The sequence below is a fragment of the Spirosoma areae genome (genome assembly GCF_054781775.1).
In genome coordinates this window covers 380,648-407,041 of the sequence record NZ_BAAGTT010000016.1, presented here as the reverse complement: position 1 = coordinate 407,041, position 26,394 = coordinate 380,648, and the positions used below count along the sequence as shown (strand labels likewise).

Here is a 26,394-nt window from a genome sequence, read left to right as displayed (position 1 = left end):
CGGAAATTCTCCCATAGTTACCAAATCTTATTTTGGTGAACGAGCCAAAAGCTGCCGCATCCACTATTCGCTCTTCTACCTACTCCACCAATTCTCCCACCGGGTAGTGGGCGAGCCAGCTATTGAGTAATTCGTTAAATCGGCTGGGGCACTCCATCATAGGTGCATGACAGCACCTGTCGATAAAATGCAGCTCTGAACCTACAATGAGCCGGTTGAACTCGTGGCCTACCTCCGCCGGGGTAATGGTATCGTTTAACCCCCAGACCAGCAGCGTTGGTACCTGAATCCGGTGCAAATCTTTTGCCACATTATTACGCTGCGCCGACTTGGCAATGGCCACAATGCTCATGCATTTGGGAATACTGCTCGTAATGGTAAATACTTCGTCAATTAATTCTTTGGACGCTACCTTCGGGTCGTAGAAGGTGTAGGCTACCCGCTCGGCAATGTAGGTGTAGCTGCCCCGTTTGGGAAACGAGCCACCCATCCCATTCTCGAACAAACCCGAACTGCCTGTCAGGACCATCCGACGAACCTGGTCGGGATTATTGAATGTATAGAGAATGGCTAAGTGTCCGCCCAGCGAGTTGCCAAGCAGGGTCAGGTCCTGAAGCGATTTTTGGGCAACAAATTTTTCGACATACGCCACCAACCCCTCTAAACTGGCCTGTCGGATGGGCATTTCATAGATGGGCAGCAACGGAATAACAACCCGATACCGATCAGAAAAGGTGCTTATTACGCTGTCCCAGTTGCTGAGCGCCCCAAACAGGCCATGCAGCAACAGCAGTACCTCTCCCTGACCCTCATCTACATAGCGGAAACCCGCTTCTTCCCGAATCTGATAGTTCATACGAATGTGGCACTAAGGATGTGATGGAGTCATTCTTTTTATACGTAAACAAGACAAAATCAATCCAGTTCTTAATCAGTTGCAATCCATGCTGGGTCAGGGCCGCTTCCGGATGAAACTGCACCCCCCACACCGGCAGCGTCTGGTGGCGCATGGCCATTATTTCCTGCATGTCTGTGGCGGCTGTAACCACCAGCGAGTCGGGCAACTCGCTTATTACCAGTGAATGATACCGCGTTACGTCAAACTGGGCTGGCAACCCGTACCACAGCAGATCATCCGTTAACACATGAATTTCCGATACTTTGCCGTGCATCGGCTGATTGGCGGGTATGAGTTTCGCTCCGAAAAATTCGCCCAATGCCTGGTGACCCAGGCAAACGCCCAGCATGGGTACCCGGCGGTAATAATACCCAATCAGTTCCATTAACCGACCTGCCTGTTCGGGCACTCCCGGCCCCGGCGACAGCACAACCGCATCGACAGGTTCGCCGGTAAGGCTGCTCCAGGATTCGTTGTTTCGTACAACCCGGCAACGGGCACCGGCCTGTTGCAGGTAGTCTACCAGCATGTAGGTAAATGAGTCGAAATTATCGATCATCAAGAGGTTCATACCCTGGAACATAGTTGACTGGTGCAAAAGTACTATTTTCTTGAAAAAAGAAATAATGTAATTATTTTCAGTATTGATAGTCAATTAGTTAGCTTATACAAGCCTTATATTATCCTAATTTTATAAAAAAAGTACTACCTTCCTGAACGTTAGCCATTCCATGAATTGCTCAGACCAGCCATTAAATTTGCCTTTTATTCACGACCAAACCTACTGTCGATATGGCCATAAACGCACCCGGCCCAAATTCGCCCGTTGTTATTGTTGGGGCTGGCCTGGCTGGCTTAACCTGCGCTGTGTATCTGAAACAGGCCGGTATTAACGCTCTCCTGCTTGAATCGGCTGATGGCATAGGTGGGCGCGTCCGCACCGACATTGTAGACGGCTTCCGGCTGGACCGGGGTTTTCAAATCCTTTTAACGGCCTATCCCGAAGCCCGGCGACTTCTCAATTATAGTGCCCTCGACCTGCAACCTTTTCGGTCGGGCGCGCTGATTCGCCACCAGCCTCCCGGCGTACCCGCCCAATGGCTACCCTTACTCAATCCGTTTCAGGAACCGTTATCGGTGTTTCAAACGCTGGCCTCGCCCGTTGGAACGCTGGGGGATAAACTTCGTATTGCCGAATTGATGCGCCGAACCCAAAGCCTGACAATCAGTGAATTATTTCAGCAAACGCCCAGTACCACACTGGCGTTTCTTAACGAGTTTGGCTTCTCCGACCAGATTATCGACCGATTTTTCCGGCCCTTTTTCGGGGGCGTTTTTCTGGAAGACGCGCTTATAACGTCGAGTAATTTCTTCGAGTTTTGCTTCCGAATGTTTTTCTCGGGCGAGGCTGCCGTTCCGGCACGGGGCATCGGTGCCATTGCCGACCAGTTGGCAAGTCGGTTGTCGGCTACTCAGATCCGGCTCAACAGTCCGGTTAAGCAGGTAGAGGGCAATAGGGTTCGGCTAACAACTGGGGAAACGATTCGGGCACGGGCGGTTGTGCTGGCGGTCGATGCGGCACAGGCGGCTGTACTACTGAGCCGTCCGGCACCGGCTGAGTACCTGTTCAATCATACCACCTGTACTTATTTTGCGACCCCGCCCGGATTGGCCGGGCTGCGTCAGCCTACTGGGGGGCCTGCCCAGAAAAAGCTCTTATTGCTAAACCCGCACCGCAGTTCAGCCGTGCATAATGTGGCGATTATGAGCGATGTGGCACCTACTTATGCTCCCGCGGATCAAACGCTGATTTCGGTCAGTACGCAAAGCCTGGAGTTACTGAACGAAGCCGCTTTAACCGCCCGGATCCGACAGGAATTAAGCGCCTGGTTTGGCGGTGACGTGCAGCAGTGGCGGCACCTGCGAACTTACCATATTCCGCATGCCCTACCCGCCTATAGTCCTGAGCAAGCCGGTACTGACGCACTCCGGAAGCCCCTCAAACTGTCGGATACGCTCTACCAGTGTGGCGATCAAACGGCCTATCCATCGCTCAACGCGGCCATGCAAACAGGGCGGCAGGTTGCGGAGATGCTGATTAGTGTCAATGGCTTTTAATTCCCCTCACCCCAACCCCTCTCCCAAAGGGAGAAGGGCTTATTAGAGTTCGCTTTTTTAACCCCTCGCCCTTTGGGAGAGGGGTTAGGGCGAGGGAATTTTAATTACGGTTTCGCATTACCCTGGTCCAGAAACAGATACCGCGCCCGGTTCGTCTCCGATTCGGAGCGGGTGTTCACGTCAATCTGCATGAACTGAACGCCATCACCGCTCACCGCCGACCATTTTGGCAGGCCCGGCCCGTTCGGATTGCCGGTTTTGATGAAGTTGGCGAAGTAATTCTGCATCACTTCCGACACCTTATAATCGTCGGGTGTCCAGGCATACACTTTGTTGCTGGCCAGGTTTCCCATAGCGTATTCAATCTCGGCAGAGTGTACGGCCCCACGCGCAGGTGGCATTTTGGGTGCGTCGGACCCCTTTACCACCCCACCGGCCAGACCAGCCGTTGCATTGCCCATTTCAGGATTCATGGCGGGGCGCGGGCGCGAATACAGATACCGATATACGGGTTTACTGCCCCCAGTCCTGCTGTGACTATCCGACCATTTCCAGGTGCTATACCCAATAAATCGGTCACTGGCTAAGTTGGTAGCCGCCTGTATAATCTCGTCCTCCGTTGTGCCGGGATACAGTTTCAAGACTTCATCGGCCCGGTCGCCGTATAGTTTTCTCAGCGCGTTGGCATACGTCTCCGGCGTTGGTTTCTCCTGTCCTAAAATAGCCCGGTAGCCTGATTCTTCAGAGTTCCAGCCCACCAGCAATGGCACATGAGCCTGCTCACCAGCCGCGAAGAGTTCCAATGGCGCTTTCGGGAAGAAATACCCATCGACGGTCGAGGTGAATCGGGGCAGATTTGGTTTGGCTGTTGCTTCGAGCAGTTGGGCAGCAGGCATCGCCCGCAGGTCGGCCAGGGATTTTGCGCCTACGGCCGTTGCAAAGGCAACGCCGTTTTGCTCTCCTTCGGCCAGCGAAATGGGCGGCAGCGTTCCAAGCAATGAGCCACTCTCACCAATGGCGCCAGCAATCAGGTTTTTCGACAGGGGAGACACCATTTGGGCGCTCACCGAAATCGACCCCGCCGACTCACCCGCAATTGTAACCTTTTTAGGGTCTCCCCCAAAGGCGGCTATATTTTGTTGAACCCAGCGCAAAGCCGCACTTTGATCCAGATACCCATAGTTCCCTGACGCGTGATGCGGAGATTCTTTAGTTAACTCTGGGTGCGCCATGAAACCAAACACGCCCAGCCGGTAGTTGACGGTGAGGGCTACGATGCCCTTGCGGGCCATACTTTCGCCATCGTAGCGTCCTTCGGAGCCATCGCCCGCTACAAAGCCTCCCCCATAAAAATACACCAATACAGGGAGTTTTTCATTGGCCGACTTTGCCGGCGTCCAGACGTTCAGGTACAAACAATCTTCACTCATGCCATCGGAACGAAAACCCATATCGCCGAAAATCGCCCGTTGCATAGCACGGGGACCAAACTTATCTGTTCGGCGAACACCCTGCCAGTTTTTAACGGGCTGCGGTTCTTTCCAGCGCAGGTCGCCAACAGGCGGGGCGGCAAACGGAATGCCTTTAAACGCACGAATTCCGCTGGCTTCGGTGATTCCTTCAACAGTACCGTTAGCCGTTTTTGCCTGGGGAGCGGTTTGAGCAACGGCTGCCAGGTGGCCAGCCTGAACAGCTATTAGCAACATAAACAACGTTTTCATAATCATCTGTTTTTTAAGGGGGTAAGACCCGTTCTTTCTGTCTCAGGCGATACCAGACAGAAAAACAGGAAATTTAGGCTATTATTGTCTCATTGTGTGACAATAATAAAGCGATAAATTGAAAAATCCCAATTTTTTGTTATTTGCATCGCCTAAACTACCCAAACAGAAGAGTTGTTTTTTCAGTATGTATCTTTAGTGCTATCCATTCACCACTATGCAGGATCAGGTAGTTCCCGAAGCAATCAGGCCCGACGGTGCGGGCTTCTTACCGGGTCTGGCCATCGACGCGGTCATTTTTGGTTTTCACCAGAACGAACTCAGAATTCTGCTGCTCGAATACCGAAATACGGATCTGCTGGCCCTGCCGGGGGGCTTTATCCGCGACGATGAGGATTTGAACGATGCTGCCCGCCGGGTGTTGTCAGAACGCACGGGACTTACCGACATTTACCTCGAGCAATTTTATATTTTTGGCGATCTCAACCGCCACGATCCAACTCCTCTGCGGGCCATTCTGACGGCAAAAGGCGCCGTTCCTGCCGCTACGCACTGGCTCCTCCGCCGGTTTGTTTCTGTAGGCTATTATGCACTGGTCGATTTCACGAAAGTGCTGCCCATACCCGATTCACTATCCGACAGTTGCGCCTGGTATGATTTAGCAAGCCTGCCTCCGCTCATGCTGGATCATCAGGTCATTGTTCAAAAAGCGCTGGAAACCCTGCGAGTGGATCTCGACCGGAAGTTAATAGGCTTCAATCTGCTGGCCGAAACGTTTACGATGGCCGATCTGCAACGGCTTTATGAAACGATTTTAGGGCAGAAACTTCGACGGTCGGGTTTTCAACGTAAGATCCTGAGTTTGGAAATTTTGGAGCGGCTCGACAAGAAGTATAGTGGAGGAGCGCACAAAGCCCCGTATCTGTATCGGTTTATATCAGCCAAAGAGGGACAGTCTACGTAACGTAATCTTTGCTCACCTGCTTACTAAACTATCGGCCCGATTCGTTAATTTTTTCATGCGTGGAAACGTGCTGTATCGTTCTATTTTACCGCTGCTGATTGCCTTGCCAATTGGCTTTGTGTGGCTCTACCCGCACCTGATACGGTGTATACGCGTTGCGTATTCGACAGATTTTCAACTACTTACGGGAACAAAAACTATCTACTGTAGTCATACAGCAACAGCACAGCAACAAAAACAGCTTCGCCAGCACGTGCTGACCGCCCAGAATCGCATTCAACGTTTCTGGAGCGATAGCCACGGACAGGCTGTCCTGATCTACTGCCCCAAACAAGCTGATTATGAGCAATATTGTGCGGGTGGTGAAGGCGCGGGATGTAGCATTGGCACCCCCTGGGGAACCTCTTACTTAGTGCTTGGCCCCGACGGTAACAACGCCGACGTGATCGCGCACGAACTCTGCCACGACGAATTGTTTACCCGATTAGGGTGGTGGCGGGTGAAACGCCAGATTCCGCAGTGGTTCAATGAAGGATTGGCCCTGATGGTCGATTACCGCTTTAGCAGCCCAGCCGTTTGGGAGCAGCCAGACAGCTCTAAACACCATGATTCGTTGTTTAGCGAGGGGAGTCGAATACCCTTGTCCAGGCTACCCATGCTCAAACTCACTGACCTCGAAACCACCCGCGATTTTTTCGGGGGCGATTATACGCACACGATGCTGGCTTATCAGACATCGGCCGGGGAAGTGGCCCGCTGGTTATCATTGGTGGGAAAAGCGGGCGTTCCGGCTCTGACCAACGCCCTCGCCGACGGGGATAACTTCGGCGAAACCTACCGACGGCTGGAACGAATCAGCCGAAAAAAGGATCCCTGAGTAGGCGCTCATCCGTTGCGCCATAGACATCACCAACTTGTAGGGGCTACTCTTAGCAGGTACTACAAATACATGAGCCACGAAAGGAGAAAAAACACTTGTTCGTCTTTTCCCTTTCGTCTTTCTTGTTTGCCGGACGTGTAAATCGCCATTGCATGAATTTAAACCTGACTAATAAACTGATCCTCGTTACGGGTGGGGCCAAAGGAATTGGCGAAGGCATCTCGACCGTTTTAGCCGCCGAGGGCGCCATTCCAGTTATTATAGGCCGAAATGAAGCCGACAACCAGCAAACGGTCGATGCCATTCGGGCCACCGGCGGACAGGCGCATCAGTTTGTGGCTGAACTGACCCAGCCCGATGAATGCAAACGGGCCGTTGAACAGACCCTGGCTCAGTTTGGCCGCATCGACGGGTTAGTCAACAACGCGGGGGTGAACGATGGCGTTGGGCTTGAAAATGGCTCTTATGAAGGCTTCATTGCCTCCTTACACAAGAACTTAGTGCATTATTACCTGATGGCCCATCATGCCCTGCCTGCCCTGAAAGCCTCGAAAGGCGCCATTGTGAACATTGGCTCGAAGGTGGCCGAAACGGGCCAGGGTAATACCTCAGCCTATGCAGCCGCCAATGGTGGCCGGAATGCACTCACCCGCGAGTGGGCCGTTGAATTGCTGCCCTACAGCATCCGGGTCAACTGCGTTATTGTTGCCGAAAGCTGGACTCCCCTCTACGCTAACTGGATAAAAACGCTGCCTAACCCCGAAAAGAAACTGCAGCAGATTATCTCGAAAATTCCGCTCGAACACCGGATGACAACCACCGAGGAACTGGCCAATGCAGTAGCGTTTTTGCTGTCCGACAAATCGAGCCACACAACCGGTCAGCTTATTCACGTCGACGGCGGCTATACGCATCTCGACCGGTCGATTACAGATTAATAAAATAGTTTCAGGTTTCAGCCGGGCCGCCGGAGCGATTTAAAGTTCCAGATTGCACAGCCATAGAACGTTAAAGTTGGAACTGGAAACCTCTCAAACCCCTAAACTGCTAAAGATGCCAATTGGACCCGCTTCAGACCACGTAAAAATCAAATCCGGCCAGGCGACCGGTAATTATGGTCTTGCTTTTGTGCTCGTTACCAGCCTGTTTTTTTTATGGGGACTGGCCAACAGCCTGAACGGATCGCTCATTAAGCAATTCCAGATTGCGCTGGACCTCAATCGGTTTCAGGCGGGTATTGTGGATTTTGCGTTTTACCTGGGCTATTTTTTCATGGCTCTCCCTGCGGGCTATGTGATGCGGAAGTTTGGCTATAAACGCGGTATTCTGCTGGGGCTGCTCCTCTACGGGGGTGGTGCATTTCTGTTCTATCCAGCCGCCGAAGTCCGGGTCTACAGCTTCTTTTTGCTGGCGTTATTTACGATGGCCTGTGGCATTGCCTTTCTGGAAACAGCCGCCAACCTGTACGTAACGGTTCTGGGCGACCCGGCCAAATCAGAGTGGCGACTTAATTTTTCGCAGTCGTTCAACGGCATCAGCATTATTCTGGGACCAATTATTGGCGCATTATTTATTTTTTCCAAAACCGAATATACGCCTGAAATGCTGACGGCCATGGCGCCGGTTCAGGCCGAAGCCATTCGGGTGCAGGAGGCCCTGTCGGTGCAGGGGCCCTATTTGGTGATTGGCACGATTATCGCGTTTGTTACCATCCTGTTTGCCATTACAAAAATGCCCGAAGTGGGGGCCGAAGAGGAACAAGCCGCCGGTGACCTCTCGATTCGGCGCGTGTTCCGGCACCGGCATCTGACCTTAGGCGTAATTGCCCAGTTTGCCAATGTAGGCGCACAAGCTACTCTTTGGGGCTATTTTGTCGACCTTAAACTCGACTTCTCCCGCGATGGCCACTGGGCGCTGGCCGAAGGTTACATGAACATTATCAACTCGGTAACCGGCTCCCCTACCGACTTGTCGCCAACCCAGATTGCGGGTTTTCATGCGTCCTTTGCCTTAGTGTTGTTTATGTTGGGCCGGTTTGTGGGCACGTCGCTCATGACGCGCATCCGGCCAAATCGGGTGCTGGGAATCTACGCGGCCGGCGCTGTAGTGATGGTTATTGTGGCCATGCTGTTCGGTGGCCTGACCGCCGTAATTGCCCTCAGTTTCACGTATTTCTTCCAGTCGATACAGTTTCCAACGATTTTTGCCCTGGCAACAAAAGGCTTAGGGGCCGAGTCGAAAATTGCGTCGTCGTTAGTGATTATGAGCATTGTAGGCGGGGCGCTGATGCCGTTGGTGGCTGGCGCATTGTTTGCCAACGGTGCGGTCTACGCGCTCCTTGTACCCCTGCTTTGTTTTGCCTTTATCGTCTATTATGCCATGCAGGGTTATCAAATTAAGGCTGATGATCTGCATAATCCGACTATTGCACCTGAAATTGCTCCCTGATTATGCGCTATTGCCTTGCCCTCGACCTCAAAGACGACCCGGCTTTAATTGCCGACTATGAACGGTATCACGAGCGAATCTGGCCCGAAATCGAGCTTAGCATTCGCGAGTCGGGCATTAACGACATGGAAATCTACCGGATTGGGAATCGGCTGTTTATGATCATGGAAACAACCGAAACATTTTCGTTCGAGGCCAAAGCAGCCGCCGATGCCGCCAACCCGAACGTGCAGAAATGGGAAGACCTGATGTGGACCTATCAACAGGCACTGCCGATGGCGAAGCCCGGCGAAAAATGGATGCTGATGACGCCGATATTCAAGCTCTGACTTTCCATGCCAAACCTGTATATCCTTGCCGGGCCAAACGGAGCCGGGAAAACTACGGCAGCTTATACGCTCTTGCCGGAAGTTCTGGGCGTTTTTGAATTCGTTAATGCTGACGAAATAGCGCGAGGGTTATCGCCATTTAACGTTGATGGTGTAGCCTTCGAGGCTGGCCGCATCATGTTGCATCGAATAGAGCAGCTTATGAGTCACGCCATTGACTTCGCAATCGAAACAACACTATCCACTCGTTCGTATGTGCAAACCATACGCCGGGCGCAAAAATTGGGCTACTGCGTAAGTCTATACTATTTCTGGATACCCTCGGCGGATGTCTCAAAAGAACGGGTTGCTATGCGCGTATCAAGAGGTGGACACAACATTCCACTTGATGTAATTGAACGGCGGTACGGGCGGAGCATCATTAATCTGATAAGCCTATATTTGCCTCTCTGCAACTATGTCAGCATTTTCAGCAATGCTGACATAGTTGCAGAAATAGTGGCTACAGGTGGAATTGATGTTGACGTTAGTGTGTTAAATGAAGATATTTGGAAAATCATTTTGACCTATGAAAGCAAGTCCGACAAAGCCGATACCGAGTAACAATGCGGTACTGGCAGGATTACGCCGGGCCGTGCAAAAAGTTATTGAACAGGCAAAACATAACGATGAAGAGTTAGTCATCTCCCGCAATGGTAAGCCTGTCCGTATCAAAGCCCGCGATTTGTAAGCTGCATTCCTGTTAACCTGATTTCTTCAAACGCCCGGTCTGAACACGGGCGTTTTTGTTACTATTCAATACCGGGCGTATCGCTATCTTTACGGCAATTAACTCCATCAATTTTCTTAACCCGATGAAAAACTGGCTTTATTGCCTGCTTGCGGTTGCGCTGAACTATCCGGTGCAGGCCCAACTGACCTCGACTGGCAACTTCGTTCGCGATACCTACCAGAAGTTCGAGTACAAAATCCCAATGCGCGATGGCACCAAACTGCATACTCATGTGTATGTGCCAAAAGACGCATCGGCAACAACCCGTAACGACGGTGATGCCGTGACGACGGACCGGGCAAACCGACCGAAATACCCGTTTTTGATGCAGCGGACGTGTTATAGCGTAGCTCCCTACGGCCCCGACGCCTACCCTACGCAACTTGGCCCGTCGGGAACGCTCATGCGCGATAAATTCATTTTTGTGTATCAGGACGTTCGGGGCCGGTGGGCGTCTGAAGGCACCTGGACCAACATGACGCCCAATAGTCCCGATCCGCCTGCTCCCGCGAAAAAAGGTAAAAAAGCGCCACCAGCGTCAACGGCCGGTGCGCCCGACGAAAGTTCGGATACGTATGACACCATTGAATGGTTACTGAAAAACATACCGAACAACAATGGCCGCGTGGGACAGTGGGGCATCAGTTACCCCGGCTTCTACACGGCGGCATCACTGCCCGACGCCCACCCGGCTCTGAAAGCAGCCTCGCCCCAGGCACCCGTCTCTGACTTTTTCTTTGATGATTTTCATCACAATGGTGCGTTCATCCAGGCGTATCTGTTCACGTATCCGGTGTTTGGCCTTCAACACCCCAAACCCACCACCGAAGCCTGGTATACCGATCAGTTTATCAAAACCGGAACGAAAGACGGCTTTCAGTTTCAGTATGACCTGGGTCCGCTCAAAAATGCCGACAAATACTATAAAGACAATTTCTATTGGCAGGAAACCGTCGACCACCCTAACTACGACGAGTTCTGGCAGAAACGAAACATTCTGCCGCACCTGAAAGCCATCCGCCCCGCCGTGATGACCGTTGGGGGCTGGTTCGATGCCGAAGACCTGTACGGCCCGCTGAACATCTACAAGACCATTGAGAAAAACAGCCCTGGTGCGTATAATACGCTGGTAATGGGGCCGTTTGGGCACGGTCGGTGGTCGCGCGAGACGGGCCACACGCTACACAGCAACGTTTATTTCGGGGATAGTATCGCTACATTTTACCAGCGCAACATCGAAGCAAAATTCTTTACGCACTTCCTGAAAGGCGCGGGCGACGGCAAGACCGGCCTTCCCGAAGCGTATCTGTTCAACACGGGCCGCAACGAGTGGCGCACATTCGACAAGTGGCCCGCAACGGATGCCCAAACGAAGCAGTACTACCTGATGACGGACGGAACGCTCGCGACTAACCGGATCATGGGCGCTCCGGATGCGAGTGGCAGTCGTTTTTCGGAGTTTATCTCCGACCCCATGAAGCCCGTTCCTTATACCGAAGACATTACCACCACCCAGGGCTTCACGCCTTTCAACTACATGTCGGAAGATCAGCGGTTTGCGGGCCGTCGCCCCGATGTGTTGACCTTTCAGACCGACGTGCTGACCGACGACCTGACATTGGGTGGCGAAATTACGGCTAAACTCAAGGTCAGCACGACCGGTACCGATGCGGACTGGGTCGTGAAACTCATTGATGTGTACCCACCCGATGAACCGAATCATTCCCACATGCCGAACGCCAATATCACGCTTGGTAACTACCAGCAGATGGTACGGTCGGAGGCCATGCGCGGGCGGTTTCGCAACTCATTCGAGAAGCCGGAACCCTTCAAACCGGGCGAGGTAAGCGACGTAACGTTCCGGTTACAGGACGTACTCCATACGTTCAAAAAAGGGCACCGGCTCATGATTCAGGTGCAAAGCACGTGGTTCCCGCTCATCGACCGAAATCCACAGAAATACGTAGACAACATCTTCAAAGCCGACGAAAAAGACTTTCAAAAAGCCACGCACCGCGTGTACGACAATTCGGTAATTGAGGTGCAGATTCTAAAATAAATCAATTACAATGTTATACCTATCAACTTATGAAAGCGATTTGGAACGGACAAACTATTGCCGAAAGTAACGACACCGTTGTGGTAGAGGGAAATCACTATTTCCCAATAGAAGCCATAAAATCTGAGTTCTTAACCGATAGTTCGACGCACACAACCTGTCCCTGGAAAGGACTGGCGTCCTATTATTCGCTGACGGTAGCCGGTAAAACCAATCCCGATGCGGCCTGGTATTATCCCGAACCCAAACCAGCCGCCAGCCAGATCAAAGACCGGGTGGCCTTCTGGAAGGGCGTGCAGGTAGTCCAATGATTGACATTCAGAATCTTACCAAACGCTTTGCTTCTCACACGGCTGTCGACGAGGTGACGCTGCGCGTTGAGAAAGGCGAAACGCTGGTGTTGCTGGGCACAAGTGGCTGTGGCAAAACCACAACCCTCAAAATGATTAACCGGCTCATCGAACCAACCTCGGGTTCTGTTCAGGTTAATGCTATCGATGTGCGTCAGCAGCCCGGCCCCGAACTTCGCCGACGAATTGGCTACGTCATACAAGATGGGGGTCTGTTTCCGCACTATACCGTTGCTGAAGCCATCGCTACCGTACCACAGCTACTTGGCTGGGAACCAACTGCCATTCAGCTACGAACCCGCGAACTGATTGACAAACTCCAGCTTCCCGAAACGATCCTGACGCGCTATCCTGCCGAACTCAGTGGCGGCCAACGGCAGCGTGTGGGGCTGGCGCGGGCGCTGGCCGCTAAGCCCGCAGTTGTTTTGATGGATGAACCGTTTGGTGCGCTTGACCCCTACACCCGGCGACACGTTCGGCGCGAGTTGTTCGGTCTCAACGAGTTGAAAGAGACAACCGTTGTGCTTGTTACGCATGACGTGAGCGAAGCCCTCGAACTGGCCGACCGCATCGCGCTGATGGATAAGGGTCGAATTGTACAGATTGGTCCACCCGATGCGTTCCTAAAGCACCCTGCCAATGCCTTCGTCCGGGATTTTCTGGATTTATAAGAAGCTGTCTAACTTTCTTAAAATTACCTGTGGATTCCCGTTGCTGTGTCCTCACCGTGCCACGGAGGCAGCAACGGGGACAATCGACTAAAGCAAGTTCACAAAATGTAGACAGCCTCTAAAACACTGAGAAAATAGAGGTAACACGGAGCAGTTCCCTCTGTCTCTCTATGAATTTTCTCCGTTTCTCCGTGTTAAAAAAAATGCTTGACTTCATTCGCCAAAACGCCGATAAACTGCTGGAGCAGACCCGAACCCATGTCGGGCTAACATTCCTATCGCTGTTGCTGGCGTTGTTGCTGGGCGTACCGCTGGGTATTCTGATTTCGCGTCGGCAGCGGCTGGCGAGTGGTGTACTGGGCGTAGCGGGCATTCTGCAAACGGTGCCCAGCGTGGCCCTGCTGGGTTTCCTGATTCCGCTACTGGGCATTGGCGTTGGGCCGGCGTTGGTGGCTCTGTTCCTGTATGCGCTGCTGCCCATTATCCGGAATACGTATGTGGGCATTACCGAAGTCAGTCAATCGGTGAAAGAAGCCGCACGCGGTGTGGGCATGACGGCTAATCAGGTGCTCACGAAAGTGGAATTACCGTTAGCCCTGCCCGTTATTTTTGCGGGTGTTCGCACCGCTACGGTTATCAATGTGGGGGTGGCAACGCTGGCTGCCTATGTGGCCGCTGGTGGACTTGGCGAATTTATTTTCAGTGGCATTGCGCTCAGCAACGTGAATATGATGCTGGCGGGAGCCATTCCGGCTGCTTTGCTGGCGATTGGTTTTGATTTCGGACTGGCCCAGTTGCAACGGTTATCGGGACGCAAACTCCGGGTTGGGGTGGTGACTTTCTTATTGTTAATACCCCTGCTGTCAGCGTTTTATCTCGTGCCGGGTAATCAGGATAAATTGATTGCTGGTTTCGCACACGAATTTTATGGCCGTTCGGATGGGTATCCGGGTTTGCAGAAAACGTATGGGCTGAAACTTCGCCCCCGACTAATCGACCAGAACCTGATGTACGAGGCCATCCATCGGGGTCAGGTGGATATCATCAGTGGCTACTCGACCGATGGGCGCATCAACGCGTTCAATTTACAGGTGCTGGCCGACAACCGACACGCATTTCCGCCCTACGCTGCGGCTCCGGTCGTTCGACAAACGACGCTTGATCAACACCCTGACCTCGGCCCAATACTCAACCTATTAGCCGGAAAACTGACCGATTCGGTCATGACTGCGCTGAACTACCGGGTCGATTATAAAAAAGAATCACCGGAAGTAGTGGCGAAAGATTTCCTGAAACAGGTTGGTTTATACAAAGCTCCGGCATCCGGCGACCGCACCGAAACCGTCGTGATGGGGTCGAAAGGATTCACAGAACAGTATATCCTGGCCGAAATTTACCGACAACTGATTGAGGAGCAAACGCCGTTGCGCGTCGTAACGAAAACGGGGCTGGGCGGCACACAAATTTGCTTCGACGCCCTCCGGACGGGCGCAATTGATTTTTATCCTGAATACACCGGAACCGGGTTGCTGGTCATTCTGCAACCACCAGCCGCAAGCTTACAGGCCTTGCCTATGCAGGCTGATTCGGTTTATGGGTTCGTTCGGCAGCAGTTTCAGGAGAAGTACAAACTCAACTGGCTCAGGCCGCTGGGTTTCAACAACAGCTACTGCCTGATGATGCGCCGAAAGCAGGCACAACAACTGGGCATTCGGTCGATTGAGGATTTGGTGGGGTATCTGGGGAAGAAGTAAATGTATTGGCGAAGGCACGCTGTTTTTGACTTGATTGACAGGTTAAGAAAAAATCACTTCCGGCTCACAAATCTATTCCCTTTCACGTAGTACCGATAGGGCAAATCGACGCCGTGCGTCAGGCCAATGCGCGTGGTGGTGACCATCTCGAAATTGTGGAGTACCGGCCCACGAATATAAACTTCGCCCGTCGTTAGCGAGGAGGAATTGTGGGCTATTCGGCTGATGCCCAGCGCGATGGTTAGTTTACCAGGGCCGTTGGCAAGGTTGCGCCAGCCGTCGGCGGTGGTTGGGTCGATGGTGTTGTTTCGGTATCGCTCAAAACCGGTTTTGAAGGCCTCATTGCGTCGCAGGCCCATTAACTCGATGCCTTCGGTGGGTTCGAGCGCACGAATGAGCACGGCCTCGCCCACGCCCTCCGGCCCCGTTACGATGTTGATGCAGTTGTAATGGTTATAAATCTGATAGACATACAGCGTTCCGGCGGGTCCGAACATGGCCGCATTTCGGGGCGTTTGCCGCCGATAGGCATGGCAGGCCGGGTCGTTGGTAAGGTAGCCCTCCGTTTCCACGATAATCCCGGCTGTTGTCCCTTCCGGTGATTCACGCACTAATTCGCAGCCCAGCAAAAGTTGAGCAAGGGTGAGGGTGTCGTGTTGTTGATAAAAATTAAGGGAACGTTTTGGCATACGTCAAATCATTAAATATCGACTTAACTATATAGCCTGATAAATTCATCAAAGAGCATAATTCGGCGAAACCCTTTTCGACGTGACGCTTCAACGATTGGTTTATCGCGGGTGATCAAGACCGAGTCAGTTTGTATAGCTAAAGCCAGATAGCTGATGTCTTTAGGATCGGTGTCACCAATAAGACTGACTATGAGCTGGCCAATCCAGTTTTGATTTTTCAACGATAATCTGGCTATATTTATCAATCTCAGTTAGCGCAAAATCAGATGTTATGACATCGAGCGTCTCTAAAAATACTTTATGAAAAGCACGGCCACCAATCAAAATGGCCATCAAAATATTGGCATCGAAAACAAAGCGCATTAGTCAGTTTATGGTTGATAATGATGTTTCTCCTGCTCCCAGGCTTGCTGACGGGCAGTTTGCCACTGTGGGTCATTCACTAACTCGTTGAAGTAATCTAAATCCGCCAGCGTTTCCTGAGCGGCTGCTTTAAGTTTGAGTTTAGTGGCTGCGTCTTTTAAAAACGCACTGACTTTGTCGGCTCCCAGTACGTCTATAACCTCAGGCTCAACAGTTACCATAAATTCCATAACAAATACTTGTCTAATTAGCTGTCTAACAGGAAAGTCTTATATCACATTCATGGTCTGCTCTTTAATCTTCTCTAATTCGTCTTTCATCTGCACCACAAACCGCTGCATGGCTGCGTCGTTAGCTTTGGAACCAATTGTATTGATTTCGCGACCAATTTCCTGCGAGATAAAATTGAGTTTTTTGCCATTGGCTTCTTCGGTGGCCAGCACTTCCAGAAAATAGCTTAGGTGGCTCTTTAGCCGGACTTTCTCTTCCGAAATATCAAATTTCTCGACATAATAAACCAACTCCTGCTCAAAGCGATTCTGGTCGAAGGTTTCGCTGTCCAACAGTTCCCGCACCGAGTTCCGCATCCGGTCGCGCACGGCCGGAATCCGCCGAACATCGTGTTCTTCAATGTCGGCCAGCCGGTCGGTAATGATCTGAATGTATTCCTGAAATTTACTTTCCAGCACGGCCCCATCCTGCTTGCGGAAAGCGTCGCACCGGCGAATGGCTTCCTGAACAGCCGCCTGCACCGTTGCCCAGTCCGACGAATCGGCAGTGGGGTCAGCCGATTCGGTCAGGTAGGCATTGGGTTGTTGCAGCGCCAGTTGCAGCACATCGCTGTCGGGAATACTCATCAGCATCGTGTTGGCCGTTTCCTTTATATCGCTGACGTAGGCCAGCACCAAAGGGCGGTTGATGGTAATTGACGGACGCATGGCGCTCGTGCGGGCAAGGTTCAGCGAAAGTTCAACCTTACCGCGTTCCAATTGCTGGGTAAGCGAGGCCCGCAATTCGATTTCTTTGTCCGAAAACTGCCGGGGCATCCGGCAATAAATATCCAAAAACTTAGAATTCAGGGTTTTAACCTCCGCCGTAACAGACAACCCACTGGCTTCCACTGTAGCGTTGCCGAAGCCAGTCATTGATTTTAACATTCGTTACTAAGTTATATGGTTTCAGGTTTCAGGTTCCAGATTGAAGAATCGCACGGGTGGCCCAGTGGAAACTTGAAACATTGACCCTGAAACAAATAAGTAACTTACTTCAATGCACCCGCTTCCAGTTCCAGAAATTCTTTCCGGTGACGGGCCACGTCGATAGCGGTGTAAATAGCCTGTAGCATCGACGTTTCATCGGCGAGGTTTTTACCGGCAATATCGTAGGCCGTGCCGTGGTCGGGCGAGGTTCTGACGGCAGGCATTCCGGCGGTAAAGTTTACGCCTTCTTCAAACGCAATGGCTTTGAAGGGTATCAGGCCCTGGTCGTGGTACATCGCCAGCACGGCATCGAACTTTTTGTAGGCGCGTGTACCAAAAAAACCATCGGCAGGATACGGGCCGAACACCATCTCCCCTTTATTGTTCCAGTCGGCAATGAGGGGCTTGATAATGTCGTTTTCTTCGTTCCCCAGCAGTCCCTCCTCGCCAGCATGGGGGTTCAGACCCAGCACAGCAATTTTGGGCTTTTCGATACCGAAATCCTGCTTCAGCGACTGCATCATGAGCATTAGTTTCTGGGCGATGCGTTCGCGGGTGATGTTTTGCCGAACGCGCCCCAGCGGTACGTGGCCCGTTACAACGCCCACGCGAAGCGTCTCACTAACCATAAACATCAGGTTGTCGGGCACCCCAAATTCCTGCGCCAGGTATTCGGTGTGGCCCGGAAACGTAAACTCCTCCGACTGAATGTTGTATTTATTGATGGGCGCCGTTACGAGGGCATCTAATTTCCCATCTTTCAAATCATCGACGGCTCGCTGCAAACACGACAGCGCAGCCTGACCGGCTTCGGGGGTTACCTGACCCGGCTGAATATCCTGATTCTGGTCGGGCCAGCAGGTAATCACGTTGGTGAGTTTATGGCTGATTTGCCCAATCGTCTGAGCGCCGTTGAGGTTCCAGTCTTTCAGGTCCAGCAGGTTCCGGTAGCGGTTCAGAATCCGCATGGACCCGTAAATGACGGGGGTGCAGATTTTCTGTAACCGATTGTACTGCAATGCCTTCAGGATTACTTCGGGACCAATGCCATTGTAATCGCCGAGCGAAATGCCGATAACCAGCCGGTCTTCGCGCCCACCCTGTTCAGCGGGGCTATCGTTCTGATTGCCCACGTCGCGTAATCCCGATTCAGGTACCATCGGTTCGCGTGGCTGATTCCGGCTTGTAGAATTCCGCTCCCGATCAGGCGCAGAACTGTCGCGCTGGCGGTTCTCAACAGGACGCTGTCCAGTTGCTGGCTGTCGATTATCCCGTTGTTGTCCGTCAGAACGCGGTTCGCCGTTGCGATGGTTGCCTCGTTGCCCGGCGACATCATTTCGGCTATTTCGATTGTTCTGGGGCCGATTTTCCCGTTGCTGCTGGGGCCGGCCATCGCGGGATGCGTCAGTACGCGGTTCGTCGGTACGTGGTCCGTCAGTACGTGGTCCGTCAGTACGGTTATCGCGCTGGGTCGTATTTTGCCGGTTACCAGCTTCCTGGTTATCCGGTGGCGGTACGGTTCCTAATTCACTTACCTGTGTATCGCTTAGGCGATTATCGGCTATAGGACCGACAGGCGGGGTAGTTGCGTCTGGATTCGATTCGTCAGGTTGGCGTGGTTCCATGCACTTTTTGTAGTTTCGCCAATTGGTTGGTTAATGAATAATGGAGAATGAATAATGAGTAATGGGTAGAAACGCGACTAATACTCCGGTTAACCTTTCGTTATTCAGTATCCATTTTACATTATTCCTTCTTTAGAATGTTGCAAGTTACGAAAACCCCACGGATGTCCCAGAATCAATCCTCTATTCTCATTGCCGACGAAATGCACCCGTCGCTCTTTACCATGCTCGATGAAGCAGGTTTTACCTATTCCTATCAACCCAAAATTACCCGCGCCGAACTGCTGACCTCCCTTGGGCCTTTTGCCGGACTTATTATCCGAAGCAAGACCACCGTTGACGAAGATGTGCTGACGCAAGCCCCCAACCTGCGCTTTATTGGCCGGGCCGGGGCCGGGCTGGATTTAATTGACCTCGATGCAGCCCGGCAGCGCGGCATCCGGGTGTTCCATGCGGGTGAGGGCAACCGCGATGCCGTGGGTGAGCATGTCGTTGGCATGTTGCTGGCTCTGCTGGCCAACATTTTGAAGGCCAACCGTGAGGTGCGTCAGGGCATTTGGGATCGGGAAGGCAACCGGGGCTACGAACTCGGCAGCCTGACCGTTGGCCTGATTGGGTATGGCAACAATGGTCGGGCAACGGCCCAGCGGCTTCGTGGTTTCGGCTGTCGGGTGCTGGCCTACGACAAATTCCTGACGAACTACGGCGACAATTTAGCCGAAGAAGCCGCCCTGGAACAAATCAAGGCCCAGGCCGATGTACTCAGTCTCCATATTCCACTTACCGACCAGACCCGGATGCTGATTGACGATGCCTTTATTGCCAGCTTCGCGAAACCATTTTATCTGATAAACATTGCGCGGGGCGAAATTGCATCGCTGGCGGCCGTGGTTCGCGGGCTGGAAAGCGGGAAAATTCGCGGGGCTTGCTTAGATGTCCTTGAAAACGAGAAATTAACCAAGCTTACGCCCGACCAGCAATCTGCCTTCGATTACCTTCGCCAGTCGGACCGGGTTGTGCTTACACCCCATGTGGCAGGCTGGACCCACGAAAGTTATATCAGGATTAATGAAGTGCTGGTGAGGCAGTTGGTATCATAGAGCCGCAACGTATGGCGGCTCTACTTGGCCACCGTAAACGTACCCGTGGTGCAAACTGTTCCGGCATCGTTTGTCAAACAGAGTTGCCCGTTAATGGCCCCGGTCGGTACCGTCACCCGCAGGGTTGCTCCCTCCAGAATAAACGTAGCGGGCGCCGACAGGCCATTGTTAAACCGAACTTCCTGAACAGAAGCCAGGTTTTGCCCTGTCACAATCAGTTCCTCACCAACCTTAGCGGACTTCGGCGAGAAATCGACGTTGGCTGCCAGTCGGAGAACCGTAAATGGGACTGTCGTTACCTCAACATTTGTTTCGTTAACGACCCGCAGCGGACCAGTCTGCGCCCCTGCCGGCACCAGCACCCAGCGTTCGGTATCCGTGATTTTACCCCCATCGGCGGCAGCTATAGGTGCGCCGGTAAAGAAAATCTGAGCGTTCAGCAGAAAATCGCCCTGCAACACAATGCGTTCACCAGGCCGGGCCTTCATCGGTATAATAGACGACACAACCGCTTTCTGCACCACCGTCAGAGGCACAGCGGTCGATGCCGTTCCAGCCCGGCTGCTCACCGTGATTGGGCCGGTGGTAGCCGTTTCGGGCGTACCAACCAGCAGGTCGAACCCTTCGTTGCGGCTGGTGATGGGCACCGGAATACCATTAACCCGAACGTCGGTGATGCGGTAAAGATTTTTGCCCGAAACGGTAAGTGGACGCCCACGCAACTGTCGATTAGGCGTGACAACCAGGTTGGATGGTGGCAAATAAAAAAAGAAAGACTCCGTGCCCGTGGTGCTTCCACCAATGCCACTGGCCGAAACGGTTACAGGCCCCGATGCGGGCAGCGCAGGCACAACAACTTCGATTTCCGTATCGCTCAATACCCGAAATGACGTACTAACCGAACCAATCGTTACGGTTGAAATATCGCGCAGGTTACGCCCTTCTACAATCAATTTATCGCCCGCAATGCCGTCCTGTTCGCGCAAATGGGCGATAAAAGGCGGCTGGAAAATTTTGACGGTGTCGGCGCTGGTAGCTACCAGTTCGTCGAAGACTCTCACCGCTACACGACCTGAGGTGGCTGTTTCGGGAATGATTGTCCGAATTTCGGTATCTTTCACGGTTGTGAGGGCTTTGTTGGTGACTAACCCATTAACATACACGATACCATCCGTCAGGTTTTTTCCCTGTATCACTAACTCCGTGCCGGGTTTTGTTCGCACGGGAGACACACTGGTAATCTGGGGGGTACCGGCAACGATAAACCGGCTAATCGACTCGCCCCCCGTGGTTTCGATGGCAACGGGCAATGGGCCACGTGGCGCGTTGGGCGGGACAACAATCGTGAGTCTTTGCGCCGTACTGTCCCGTATTTCCGCGTCGATGTTATCAAATCGAACCCGTTTAATCTGGTTCAGGTAATCGCCGGTTAGAACGACTACGGTTCCCGGAAGTCCATTACCGGGTGTAATGGTGGCTAATATAGGCGTTGGCTGTATAATCGTAAACGGCAATGGATCGGAAGTACCCTCTTCGGTCTGAACACGAATTTGCGTTCGGCCGGGGGCAACGCGCGGCACGGTTATCTGAATGGTCGTTTCATCGTGGCTGATGATGGGGGCGGTTACGGCCGATGTAGCAACACCAACTGTTACGACCGGGTCGGAGCCGAACTGATAACCGGTTAGGGTAACGGGCTTATCGACCAGTGCCTGACTGACAGATAAACTGACTAATTCTGGCGGACTGTTCTGCACCCGGCAACTCCATACACCAGGAAATACAAGAAAGAGGAAGAAAAGTGATACTGTCGATTTCATAACGGCAACGGGGCACGATACCCGACGCATACTGAGCAAAATTAGTCAATTTGGCCGTCTAAAAACCATTTTCCTCAAAAGCCTGTTAGCAGAATGGATAATGTATAATGAGTAATGGATAATGTGTTTGCCCTGATTATTCCTCATTTTTCATTGTTCATTATACATTATTCATTAAGCACAAATGACTTACCGCAGCCTGAAAACATCAAAATTACTTACGATAACCACACTTGGCGAATTGAAAGCCGCCGGGTACCAGTCTCGTCCAATCAAGCAGGAATTACGGGACAATCTGATTGAGCGAATCAAAGAGAAGGAGGTTGTATTTCCGGGAATCTGGGGCTACGAAGATACCGTGATTCCCGATGTGGAACGGGCTATTCTGTCGATGCACCATATCAATTTACTGGGGCTGCGCGGCCAGGCTAAAACCCGAATTGCGCGGCTGATGGTCAATCTGTTAGACGAATACATTCCGGTCGTGACCGGGTCTGAACTGAACGACGATCCGCTGCAACCGCTCTCGCGTTTTGCGCTGGATTTGATTGCTGAAAAAGGAGATGCCACCCCTATTTCGTGGATGCACCGCAGCGACCGCTATACCGAAAAGCTGGCGACACCCGATGTGTCGGTAGCGGATCTGATCGGCGATGTGGACCCGATCAAAGCCGCAACGCTTAAACTGCCGTACTCCGACGAACGAACCATTCACTTTGGCCTGATTCCCCGCTCGCATCGCGGCATCTTCGTTATTAACGAACTACCGGATTTGCAGGCCCGTATTCAGGTGTCGCTGTTCAATATTTTGCAGGAGGGCGATATTCAGATTCGTGGGTTCAAACTTCGGCTGCCACTCGATATTCAGTTTGTATTCACGGCCAACCCGGAAGATTACACCAACCGGGGCAGCATTGTGACACCCCTGAAAGACCGGATCGACTCGCAGATTGTGACGCACTACCCAAAGTCGATTGAAATTGGGAAGAAGATTACGATGCAGGAAGCAGTCGTGAAAACCGAACAGAAAGGGCTGGTGAAAACCAATGATCTAATCGCCGACCTGATTGAGCAGGTAGCACTCGAAGCTCGCGAAAGCGAATATGTCGATTCAAAAAGCGGGGTTTCGGCGCGTATGACCATTTCGGCCTACGAAAACCTGCTGTCATCGGCCGAACGGCGGGCCTTGCTCAACGGCGAGAAAGAAACCTACGTTCGCATTGCCGATCTGTATGGGGTCGTACCGGCCATCTGTGGCAAGGTTGAGCTGGTCTACGAAGGTGAGGTCGAGGGGCCGGTCATTGTGGCGCAAAACCTGATCGGTAAAGCCATTCGGAACCAGTTTTTAGCATACTTCCCCAACCCGGAGAAAGCCAAGAAAGACAAGCGGGGCAATCCCTACAAGAAAATTACCGACTGGTTTGGCGATGGCAACACGATGGATATCCTGAACGACCTGACTAACCGGGACTACGAAGCCCGGCTCCGCACCATCGACGGCCTCGATGATGTAGTCGATCAGTTTCACCCCCGGATGGGCAAGGCCGAAAAACTGTTCATGATGGAGTTTGCCCTGCACGGCTTAGCCGAACATTCATTAGTGGGCAAGAAAGCAATGGATACAGGTCTGTCGTTCAAAGACCTGCTCGGCTCGATGTTCAACCCCGGCACCCGCTTCGGCGAACAAGATGAGGATGAAGACCAGGATCGATATTGATTTAATGAATCATGTAGAATGTAGAATGAGGGTAGTGTCATTTCATTATTCATTCTACATTCTACATTATTCACTCCATCATTACCGCTGTGCCGTTGGCGCTCACCATGAGCATAGAGCCGCTGCCGCCAATGGTTTGGTAATCTAAATCGACGCCGATAACGGCATTGGCGCCAAGTCGGGTAGCCTGGTCAATCATTTCCTTGATAGCAATGCTCTTGGCTTCGCGCAGCCCCTGTTCGTAGGCCCCCGAACGCCCGCCAACTACATCGCGAATATTGGCGAAAAAATCCTTTACGATATTAGCCCCAATGATGGCTTCGCCATTGACTAAGCCGATGTATTGCGTGATGCGTTTACCTTCAATGTTGGGAGTAGTGGTTATGAGCATAAGGGAAGCGATAATTTATTGACGCTGTAAAGGTATAGAGTTGTTCGTTTATACACATGCCATTCATCAGGACCCTACACCTTCTAAAAGCCCCGGTGACCTATTCTACAACGGCTTATTTTTTAGCTGTTTCTGCACTTATTTTCTGTTCGATACGGTGCCTATTGGTTAAATTTGGAAAGCAATAAAAGCTACCTCTATACTTCCCCGGTGAGGAAGCGGTCGTATCGTAAAATGTGCAACAGATTTAAGAAGCTGTCTAAATTTCTTAAAATTACCTGTGGATTCCCGTTGCTGTGTCCTCACAGCAACCTCCCCGGTAGGCTAAACAGTGGCTGACGCGTAGGTTGCTGTGAGGACACAGCAACGGGGACAATCGAATAAAGCAAGTTCACAAAATTTAGACAGTCTCTAAGTGATTCAATTCAGGAACTCACTTTATTTGTAGGCTTATTTGTCTTTAGTCGAACTTAATCAATCACCTCGTATACGCAAACCTGATGAAAAAACTGCTCTTACCCCGTCTTCTCTCCTTCGCCCTGATGATAGCCCTATCCGTATGGTTGGATAGCTGCAAAAAAGAAGATGACCCTGGCGCACAACCGACACCAACAACGGTTGAAGGGAACTACAAAATCACCGCGCTTAAAGCAAGCCCTAAATTGCTGGGGCAGTTCGAGGATTTGCTGGGCGTCGCGCCCCTCGTTTTAGGAACCAGTTGCCTGAGTGACCTTACGGTTACGTTTAAAACAGGGGGTGATGTGACAACCGACAATCCAGCCTCCTGTCAGAAAAGCGCGGTACCTGCCAGCATGATTACGGGTATTGATGCGTCGAGTAAATGGGTCCTTAATGGCACGAAATTGACCGTTACGAAAAGTGATGCCTCCAAAACGGAATATGCTGTTTTGAGTACCGGGGCTACATTGCAGGTGCAATGGCAGGGACAGGCCGATTATGAAAACAAAGGGACCAAAACCACATATACCTACACAATGGACCTGAAGAAACAATAGACTTAGTATAAGACAGACCGCCTTTTGGTCGGCCAGGCCCCAAAAAACAACTCACAACAAGTTGTTTTTTGGGGCTTCCTGTATAAACATAATAACCTTACTTGACTAATGTTAATAGGCCATTATTTATAAATCTGTTACTTTTGAAACGACTAATTGTAGTCTCCAATCCTATAAACAAGTTAAATGAAAAAATTGAACTTAGCCCATTCAGTGGCTTACGCGTTAGTAGTGGTCATGCCGCTTTGGTTTAGTAGCTGTCAGAAAAGCAGCGATGATGCTGTAACGCCAACTTCGGCCTCTATTGTTGGAACCTGGAAAATGACCACGTATACGGTAAATCCGGGTTATGATATTTTCGGGTTTGGGCAGCCAATAACTGATCTGTTAGGTTTTTTACGGTCGTTGCCAACTAATGCAGGAGCGGATGCCGTGAGTTGTCTTACTGAAACAAAATTAATCTTTTCGGCAGATGGGAAAGCTACGTCTATACCCGGCGCTAAATGCGATGCAGCGATTAACAGTCAGGCTCCAATTGATGGTAGCGCAACCTGGAAGTTAGCGGGTGATAAACTCACCACAGTCAGTAGCACGGGGACGGATGTTTATACAGTTGTTATTACAGGCAATGTACTCAAATTAATCCAGCAAAGGCAGGAAGATACCAACGGCGATGGTAAGCCTGAAACGTACACACTGACGATTGAATTACTAAAAACATAGCCTACAATGGCGATCGGCTTTTTATCGTTTTGGTTTACATTCCCGGCTTCAACAGCCGGGATTTTTTTATGAGCAGCGTGTTCATTCTGGGGACTTTCTGCGGGAGCAGTTGCTTCTTCGGAACGAATTGAAAGCGGTTTCACACCCGCACTATGACAGTTCATCCAGCCTATTTTACTGTTTGGACAGCCCACCCCTGCCGATGCCCATCCGGCCTAATACCTTTGCATCGAACAAAAAACAAAACTCAATCAAATCACTTTACTTCCATGAAAATGATGAATGTTGGCCGTTTTCTGGCCTGGGCGTTAGTTGTCGCCATGCCACTCTGGTTTGGTAGTTGTAAGAAAGAGGGCGGTGCCGCTGATGTTATCATGCCAAACTCGATTGAAGGGAGCTGGAAAATTTCGGGCATGAAGTTATCCGAAGGTAATCAAACGGAAGACTATCTTGACCTAATCAAACAATATGCAGGGGCTGATGCGGTTGCCTGCCTGACCGACACCAAGATCACCTTCAACAGCAATGGTAAAGTAACTGGCGCCCAATCACCCAAATGCCAGTCGGGGGGCGCTGATGAGTACAATCCAGCTTCCAATAACGCTACCTGGAAGGTTAACGGCACGAAATTGACGCTTACCGACACTGACGGCGTGCAGACCTACGATCTTGTCGTGAACGGCAGCACAATGGCCTGGAGCATTCAGGAGCAGGATGACATTGACGGCGACGGCGTGAAAGAAACCTACACGACGACCATCGAATTTAAACGGGCTTAAGATTC

27 protein-coding genes are annotated in these 26,394 nt (G+C 51.7%); 17 read left to right on the top strand and 10 right to left on the bottom strand.

Annotated elements, in window-relative coordinates; translation table 11 throughout:
• Positions 1 to 79 precede the first annotated feature (79 nt).
• Positions 80 to 856 (bottom strand): alpha/beta fold hydrolase, encoded by a 777-nt coding sequence (locus ACYVI1_RS07760; RefSeq protein ID WP_460908517.1) that lies wholly within the window; start codon positions 854 to 856, stop codon positions 80 to 82.
• Entirely contained in the window at positions 810 to 1,469 is a 660-nt protein-coding gene (locus ACYVI1_RS07755) for an anthranilate synthase component II (RefSeq protein ID WP_460908515.1), read from the bottom strand. Before ACYVI1_RS07755 ends, ACYVI1_RS07760 begins: the two co-directional genes overlap by 47 nt.
• Positions 1,470 to 1,690: 221 nt before the next feature.
• Between ACYVI1_RS07755 and ACYVI1_RS07750 the strand changes: the two genes are divergently transcribed.
• Complete coding sequence (locus ACYVI1_RS07750) at positions 1,691 to 3,016, top strand: protoporphyrinogen/coproporphyrinogen oxidase (protein WP_460908513.1); 1,326 nt, start codon at positions 1,691 to 1,693, stop codon at positions 3,014 to 3,016.
• A 104-nt stretch (positions 3,017 to 3,120) separates the two neighbouring features.
• On the opposite strand, the gene ACYVI1_RS07745 is transcribed toward ACYVI1_RS07750, so the two are convergent.
• Positions 3,121 to 4,737: a carboxylesterase/lipase family protein gene (locus tag ACYVI1_RS07745; protein WP_460908510.1), complete on the bottom strand. Its 1,617-nt coding sequence runs from the start codon at positions 4,735 to 4,737 to the stop codon at positions 3,121 to 3,123.
• A gap of 217 nt (positions 4,738 to 4,954) precedes the next feature.
• Here ACYVI1_RS07745 and ACYVI1_RS07740 point away from each other — a divergent pair, with 217 nt between their 5' ends.
• From ACYVI1_RS07740 to ACYVI1_RS07690, 11 genes are all read left to right on the top strand, one after another.
• Positions 4,955 to 5,701, top strand: a complete 747-nt coding sequence (locus ACYVI1_RS07740) for an NUDIX hydrolase (protein ID WP_460908508.1) — start codon at positions 4,955 to 4,957, stop codon at positions 5,699 to 5,701.
• Between the two features lie 55 nt (positions 5,702 to 5,756).
• Positions 5,757 to 6,578, top strand: a complete 822-nt coding sequence (locus tag ACYVI1_RS07735; RefSeq protein ID WP_460908506.1) for a hypothetical protein — start codon at positions 5,757 to 5,759, stop codon at positions 6,576 to 6,578.
• A 155-nt stretch (positions 6,579 to 6,733) separates the two neighbouring features.
• Entirely contained in the window at positions 6,734 to 7,519 is a 786-nt protein-coding gene (locus ACYVI1_RS07730) for an L-fucose dehydrogenase (protein ID WP_460908504.1), read from the top strand.
• Between the two features lie 115 nt (positions 7,520 to 7,634).
• Positions 7,635 to 9,029 (top strand): L-fucose:H+ symporter permease, encoded by a 1,395-nt coding sequence (fucP, locus tag ACYVI1_RS07725; protein ID WP_460908502.1) that lies wholly within the window; start codon positions 7,635 to 7,637, stop codon positions 9,027 to 9,029.
• A 2-nt stretch (positions 9,030 to 9,031) separates the two neighbouring features.
• Positions 9,032 to 9,358: an L-rhamnose mutarotase gene (locus tag ACYVI1_RS07720; protein ID WP_460908500.1), complete on the top strand. Its 327-nt coding sequence runs from the start codon at positions 9,032 to 9,034 to the stop codon at positions 9,356 to 9,358.
• A gap of 6 nt (positions 9,359 to 9,364) precedes the next feature.
• The gene (locus ACYVI1_RS07715) at positions 9,365 to 9,961 is read left to right on the top strand and encodes a zeta toxin family protein (RefSeq protein WP_460908498.1); all 597 of its coding nucleotides are present in this window, start codon (positions 9,365 to 9,367) and stop codon (positions 9,959 to 9,961) included.
• The gene (locus tag ACYVI1_RS07710) at positions 9,927 to 10,088 is read left to right on the top strand and encodes a hypothetical protein (protein ID WP_460908495.1); all 162 of its coding nucleotides are present in this window, start codon (positions 9,927 to 9,929) and stop codon (positions 10,086 to 10,088) included. Before ACYVI1_RS07715 ends, ACYVI1_RS07710 begins: the two co-directional genes overlap by 35 nt.
• 124 nt (positions 10,089 to 10,212) lie before the next feature.
• A complete protein-coding gene (locus ACYVI1_RS07705) occupies positions 10,213 to 12,189 on the top strand; it encodes a CocE/NonD family hydrolase (protein ID WP_460908493.1) in 1,977 nt (658 codons plus the stop codon).
• Positions 12,190 to 12,218: 29 nt separating this feature from the next.
• On the top strand, positions 12,219 to 12,500 hold the full coding sequence (locus tag ACYVI1_RS07700) for a DUF427 domain-containing protein (protein ID WP_460908491.1): 282 nt from the start codon (positions 12,219 to 12,221) through the stop codon (positions 12,498 to 12,500).
• On the top strand, positions 12,497 to 13,210 hold the full coding sequence (locus ACYVI1_RS07695; RefSeq protein ID WP_460908489.1) for an ABC transporter ATP-binding protein: 714 nt from the start codon (positions 12,497 to 12,499) through the stop codon (positions 13,208 to 13,210). Before ACYVI1_RS07700 ends, ACYVI1_RS07695 begins: the two co-directional genes overlap by 4 nt.
• A gap of 203 nt (positions 13,211 to 13,413) precedes the next feature.
• The gene (locus ACYVI1_RS07690; protein WP_460908487.1) at positions 13,414 to 14,964 is read left to right on the top strand and encodes an ABC transporter permease/substrate-binding protein; all 1,551 of its coding nucleotides are present in this window, start codon (positions 13,414 to 13,416) and stop codon (positions 14,962 to 14,964) included.
• Positions 14,965 to 15,017: 53 nt separating this feature from the next.
• Here the strand turns inward: ACYVI1_RS07690 and ACYVI1_RS07685 are convergent, their stop codons facing one another.
• From ACYVI1_RS07685 to pdxA, 5 genes are all read right to left on the bottom strand, one after another.
• Positions 15,018 to 15,653, bottom strand: coding sequence for a DNA-3-methyladenine glycosylase (locus ACYVI1_RS07685; RefSeq protein WP_460908484.1), 636 nt, complete (start codon positions 15,651 to 15,653; stop codon positions 15,018 to 15,020).
• 174 nt (positions 15,654 to 15,827) lie between these two features.
• On the bottom strand, positions 15,828 to 16,019 hold the full coding sequence (locus tag ACYVI1_RS07680) for a PIN domain-containing protein (RefSeq protein WP_460908482.1): 192 nt from the start codon (positions 16,017 to 16,019) through the stop codon (positions 15,828 to 15,830).
• A gap of 8 nt (positions 16,020 to 16,027) precedes the next feature.
• Positions 16,028 to 16,249 carry a hypothetical protein gene (locus ACYVI1_RS07675; protein WP_460908480.1) on the bottom strand — a complete coding sequence of 74 codons (222 nt, stop codon included), beginning with the start codon at positions 16,247 to 16,249 and terminating at the stop codon, positions 16,028 to 16,030.
• A gap of 39 nt (positions 16,250 to 16,288) precedes the next feature.
• Positions 16,289 to 17,176 carry a YicC/YloC family endoribonuclease gene (locus ACYVI1_RS07670; protein ID WP_460908478.1) on the bottom strand — a complete coding sequence of 296 codons (888 nt, stop codon included), beginning with the start codon at positions 17,174 to 17,176 and terminating at the stop codon, positions 16,289 to 16,291.
• Positions 17,177 to 17,280: 104 nt separating this feature from the next.
• The gene (pdxA, locus tag ACYVI1_RS07665) at positions 17,281 to 18,843 is read right to left on the bottom strand and encodes a 4-hydroxythreonine-4-phosphate dehydrogenase PdxA (protein ID WP_460908476.1); all 1,563 of its coding nucleotides are present in this window, start codon (positions 18,841 to 18,843) and stop codon (positions 17,281 to 17,283) included.
• Positions 18,844 to 19,007: 164 nt separating this feature from the next.
• On the opposite strand from pdxA, the gene ACYVI1_RS07660 reads away from it, so the two are divergent.
• Positions 19,008 to 19,943 carry an NAD(P)-dependent oxidoreductase gene (locus ACYVI1_RS07660; protein ID WP_460908474.1) on the top strand — a complete coding sequence of 312 codons (936 nt, stop codon included), beginning with the start codon at positions 19,008 to 19,010 and terminating at the stop codon, positions 19,941 to 19,943.
• A 20-nt stretch (positions 19,944 to 19,963) separates the two neighbouring features.
• On the opposite strand, the gene ACYVI1_RS07655 is transcribed toward ACYVI1_RS07660, so the two are convergent.
• Positions 19,964 to 21,763, bottom strand: a complete 1,800-nt coding sequence (locus tag ACYVI1_RS07655) for an IPT/TIG domain-containing protein (protein WP_460908472.1) — start codon at positions 21,761 to 21,763, stop codon at positions 19,964 to 19,966.
• Positions 21,764 to 21,947: 184 nt separating this feature from the next.
• On the opposite strand from ACYVI1_RS07655, the gene ACYVI1_RS07650 reads away from it, so the two are divergent.
• On the top strand, positions 21,948 to 23,480 hold the full coding sequence (locus ACYVI1_RS07650; RefSeq protein ID WP_460908469.1) for a sigma 54-interacting transcriptional regulator: 1,533 nt from the start codon (positions 21,948 to 21,950) through the stop codon (positions 23,478 to 23,480).
• A 70-nt stretch (positions 23,481 to 23,550) separates the two neighbouring features.
• Here the strand turns inward: ACYVI1_RS07650 and ACYVI1_RS07645 are convergent, their stop codons facing one another.
• Entirely contained in the window at positions 23,551 to 23,871 is a 321-nt protein-coding gene (locus tag ACYVI1_RS07645) for a heavy metal-binding domain-containing protein (RefSeq protein WP_460908466.1), read from the bottom strand.
• Between the two features lie 500 nt (positions 23,872 to 24,371).
• Here ACYVI1_RS07645 and ACYVI1_RS07640 point away from each other — a divergent pair, with 500 nt between their 5' ends.
• From ACYVI1_RS07640 to ACYVI1_RS07630, 3 genes are all read left to right on the top strand, one after another.
• Complete coding sequence (locus tag ACYVI1_RS07640; protein WP_460908464.1) at positions 24,372 to 24,887, top strand: lipocalin family protein; 516 nt, start codon at positions 24,372 to 24,374, stop codon at positions 24,885 to 24,887.
• Positions 24,888 to 25,073: 186 nt separating this feature from the next.
• The gene (locus tag ACYVI1_RS07635) at positions 25,074 to 25,610 is read left to right on the top strand and encodes a lipocalin-like domain-containing protein (protein ID WP_460908462.1); all 537 of its coding nucleotides are present in this window, start codon (positions 25,074 to 25,076) and stop codon (positions 25,608 to 25,610) included.
• Between the two features lie 269 nt (positions 25,611 to 25,879).
• A complete protein-coding gene (locus ACYVI1_RS07630; protein ID WP_460908460.1) occupies positions 25,880 to 26,389 on the top strand; it encodes a lipocalin-like domain-containing protein in 510 nt (169 codons plus the stop codon).
• Positions 26,390 to 26,394: the final 5 nt, after the last annotated feature.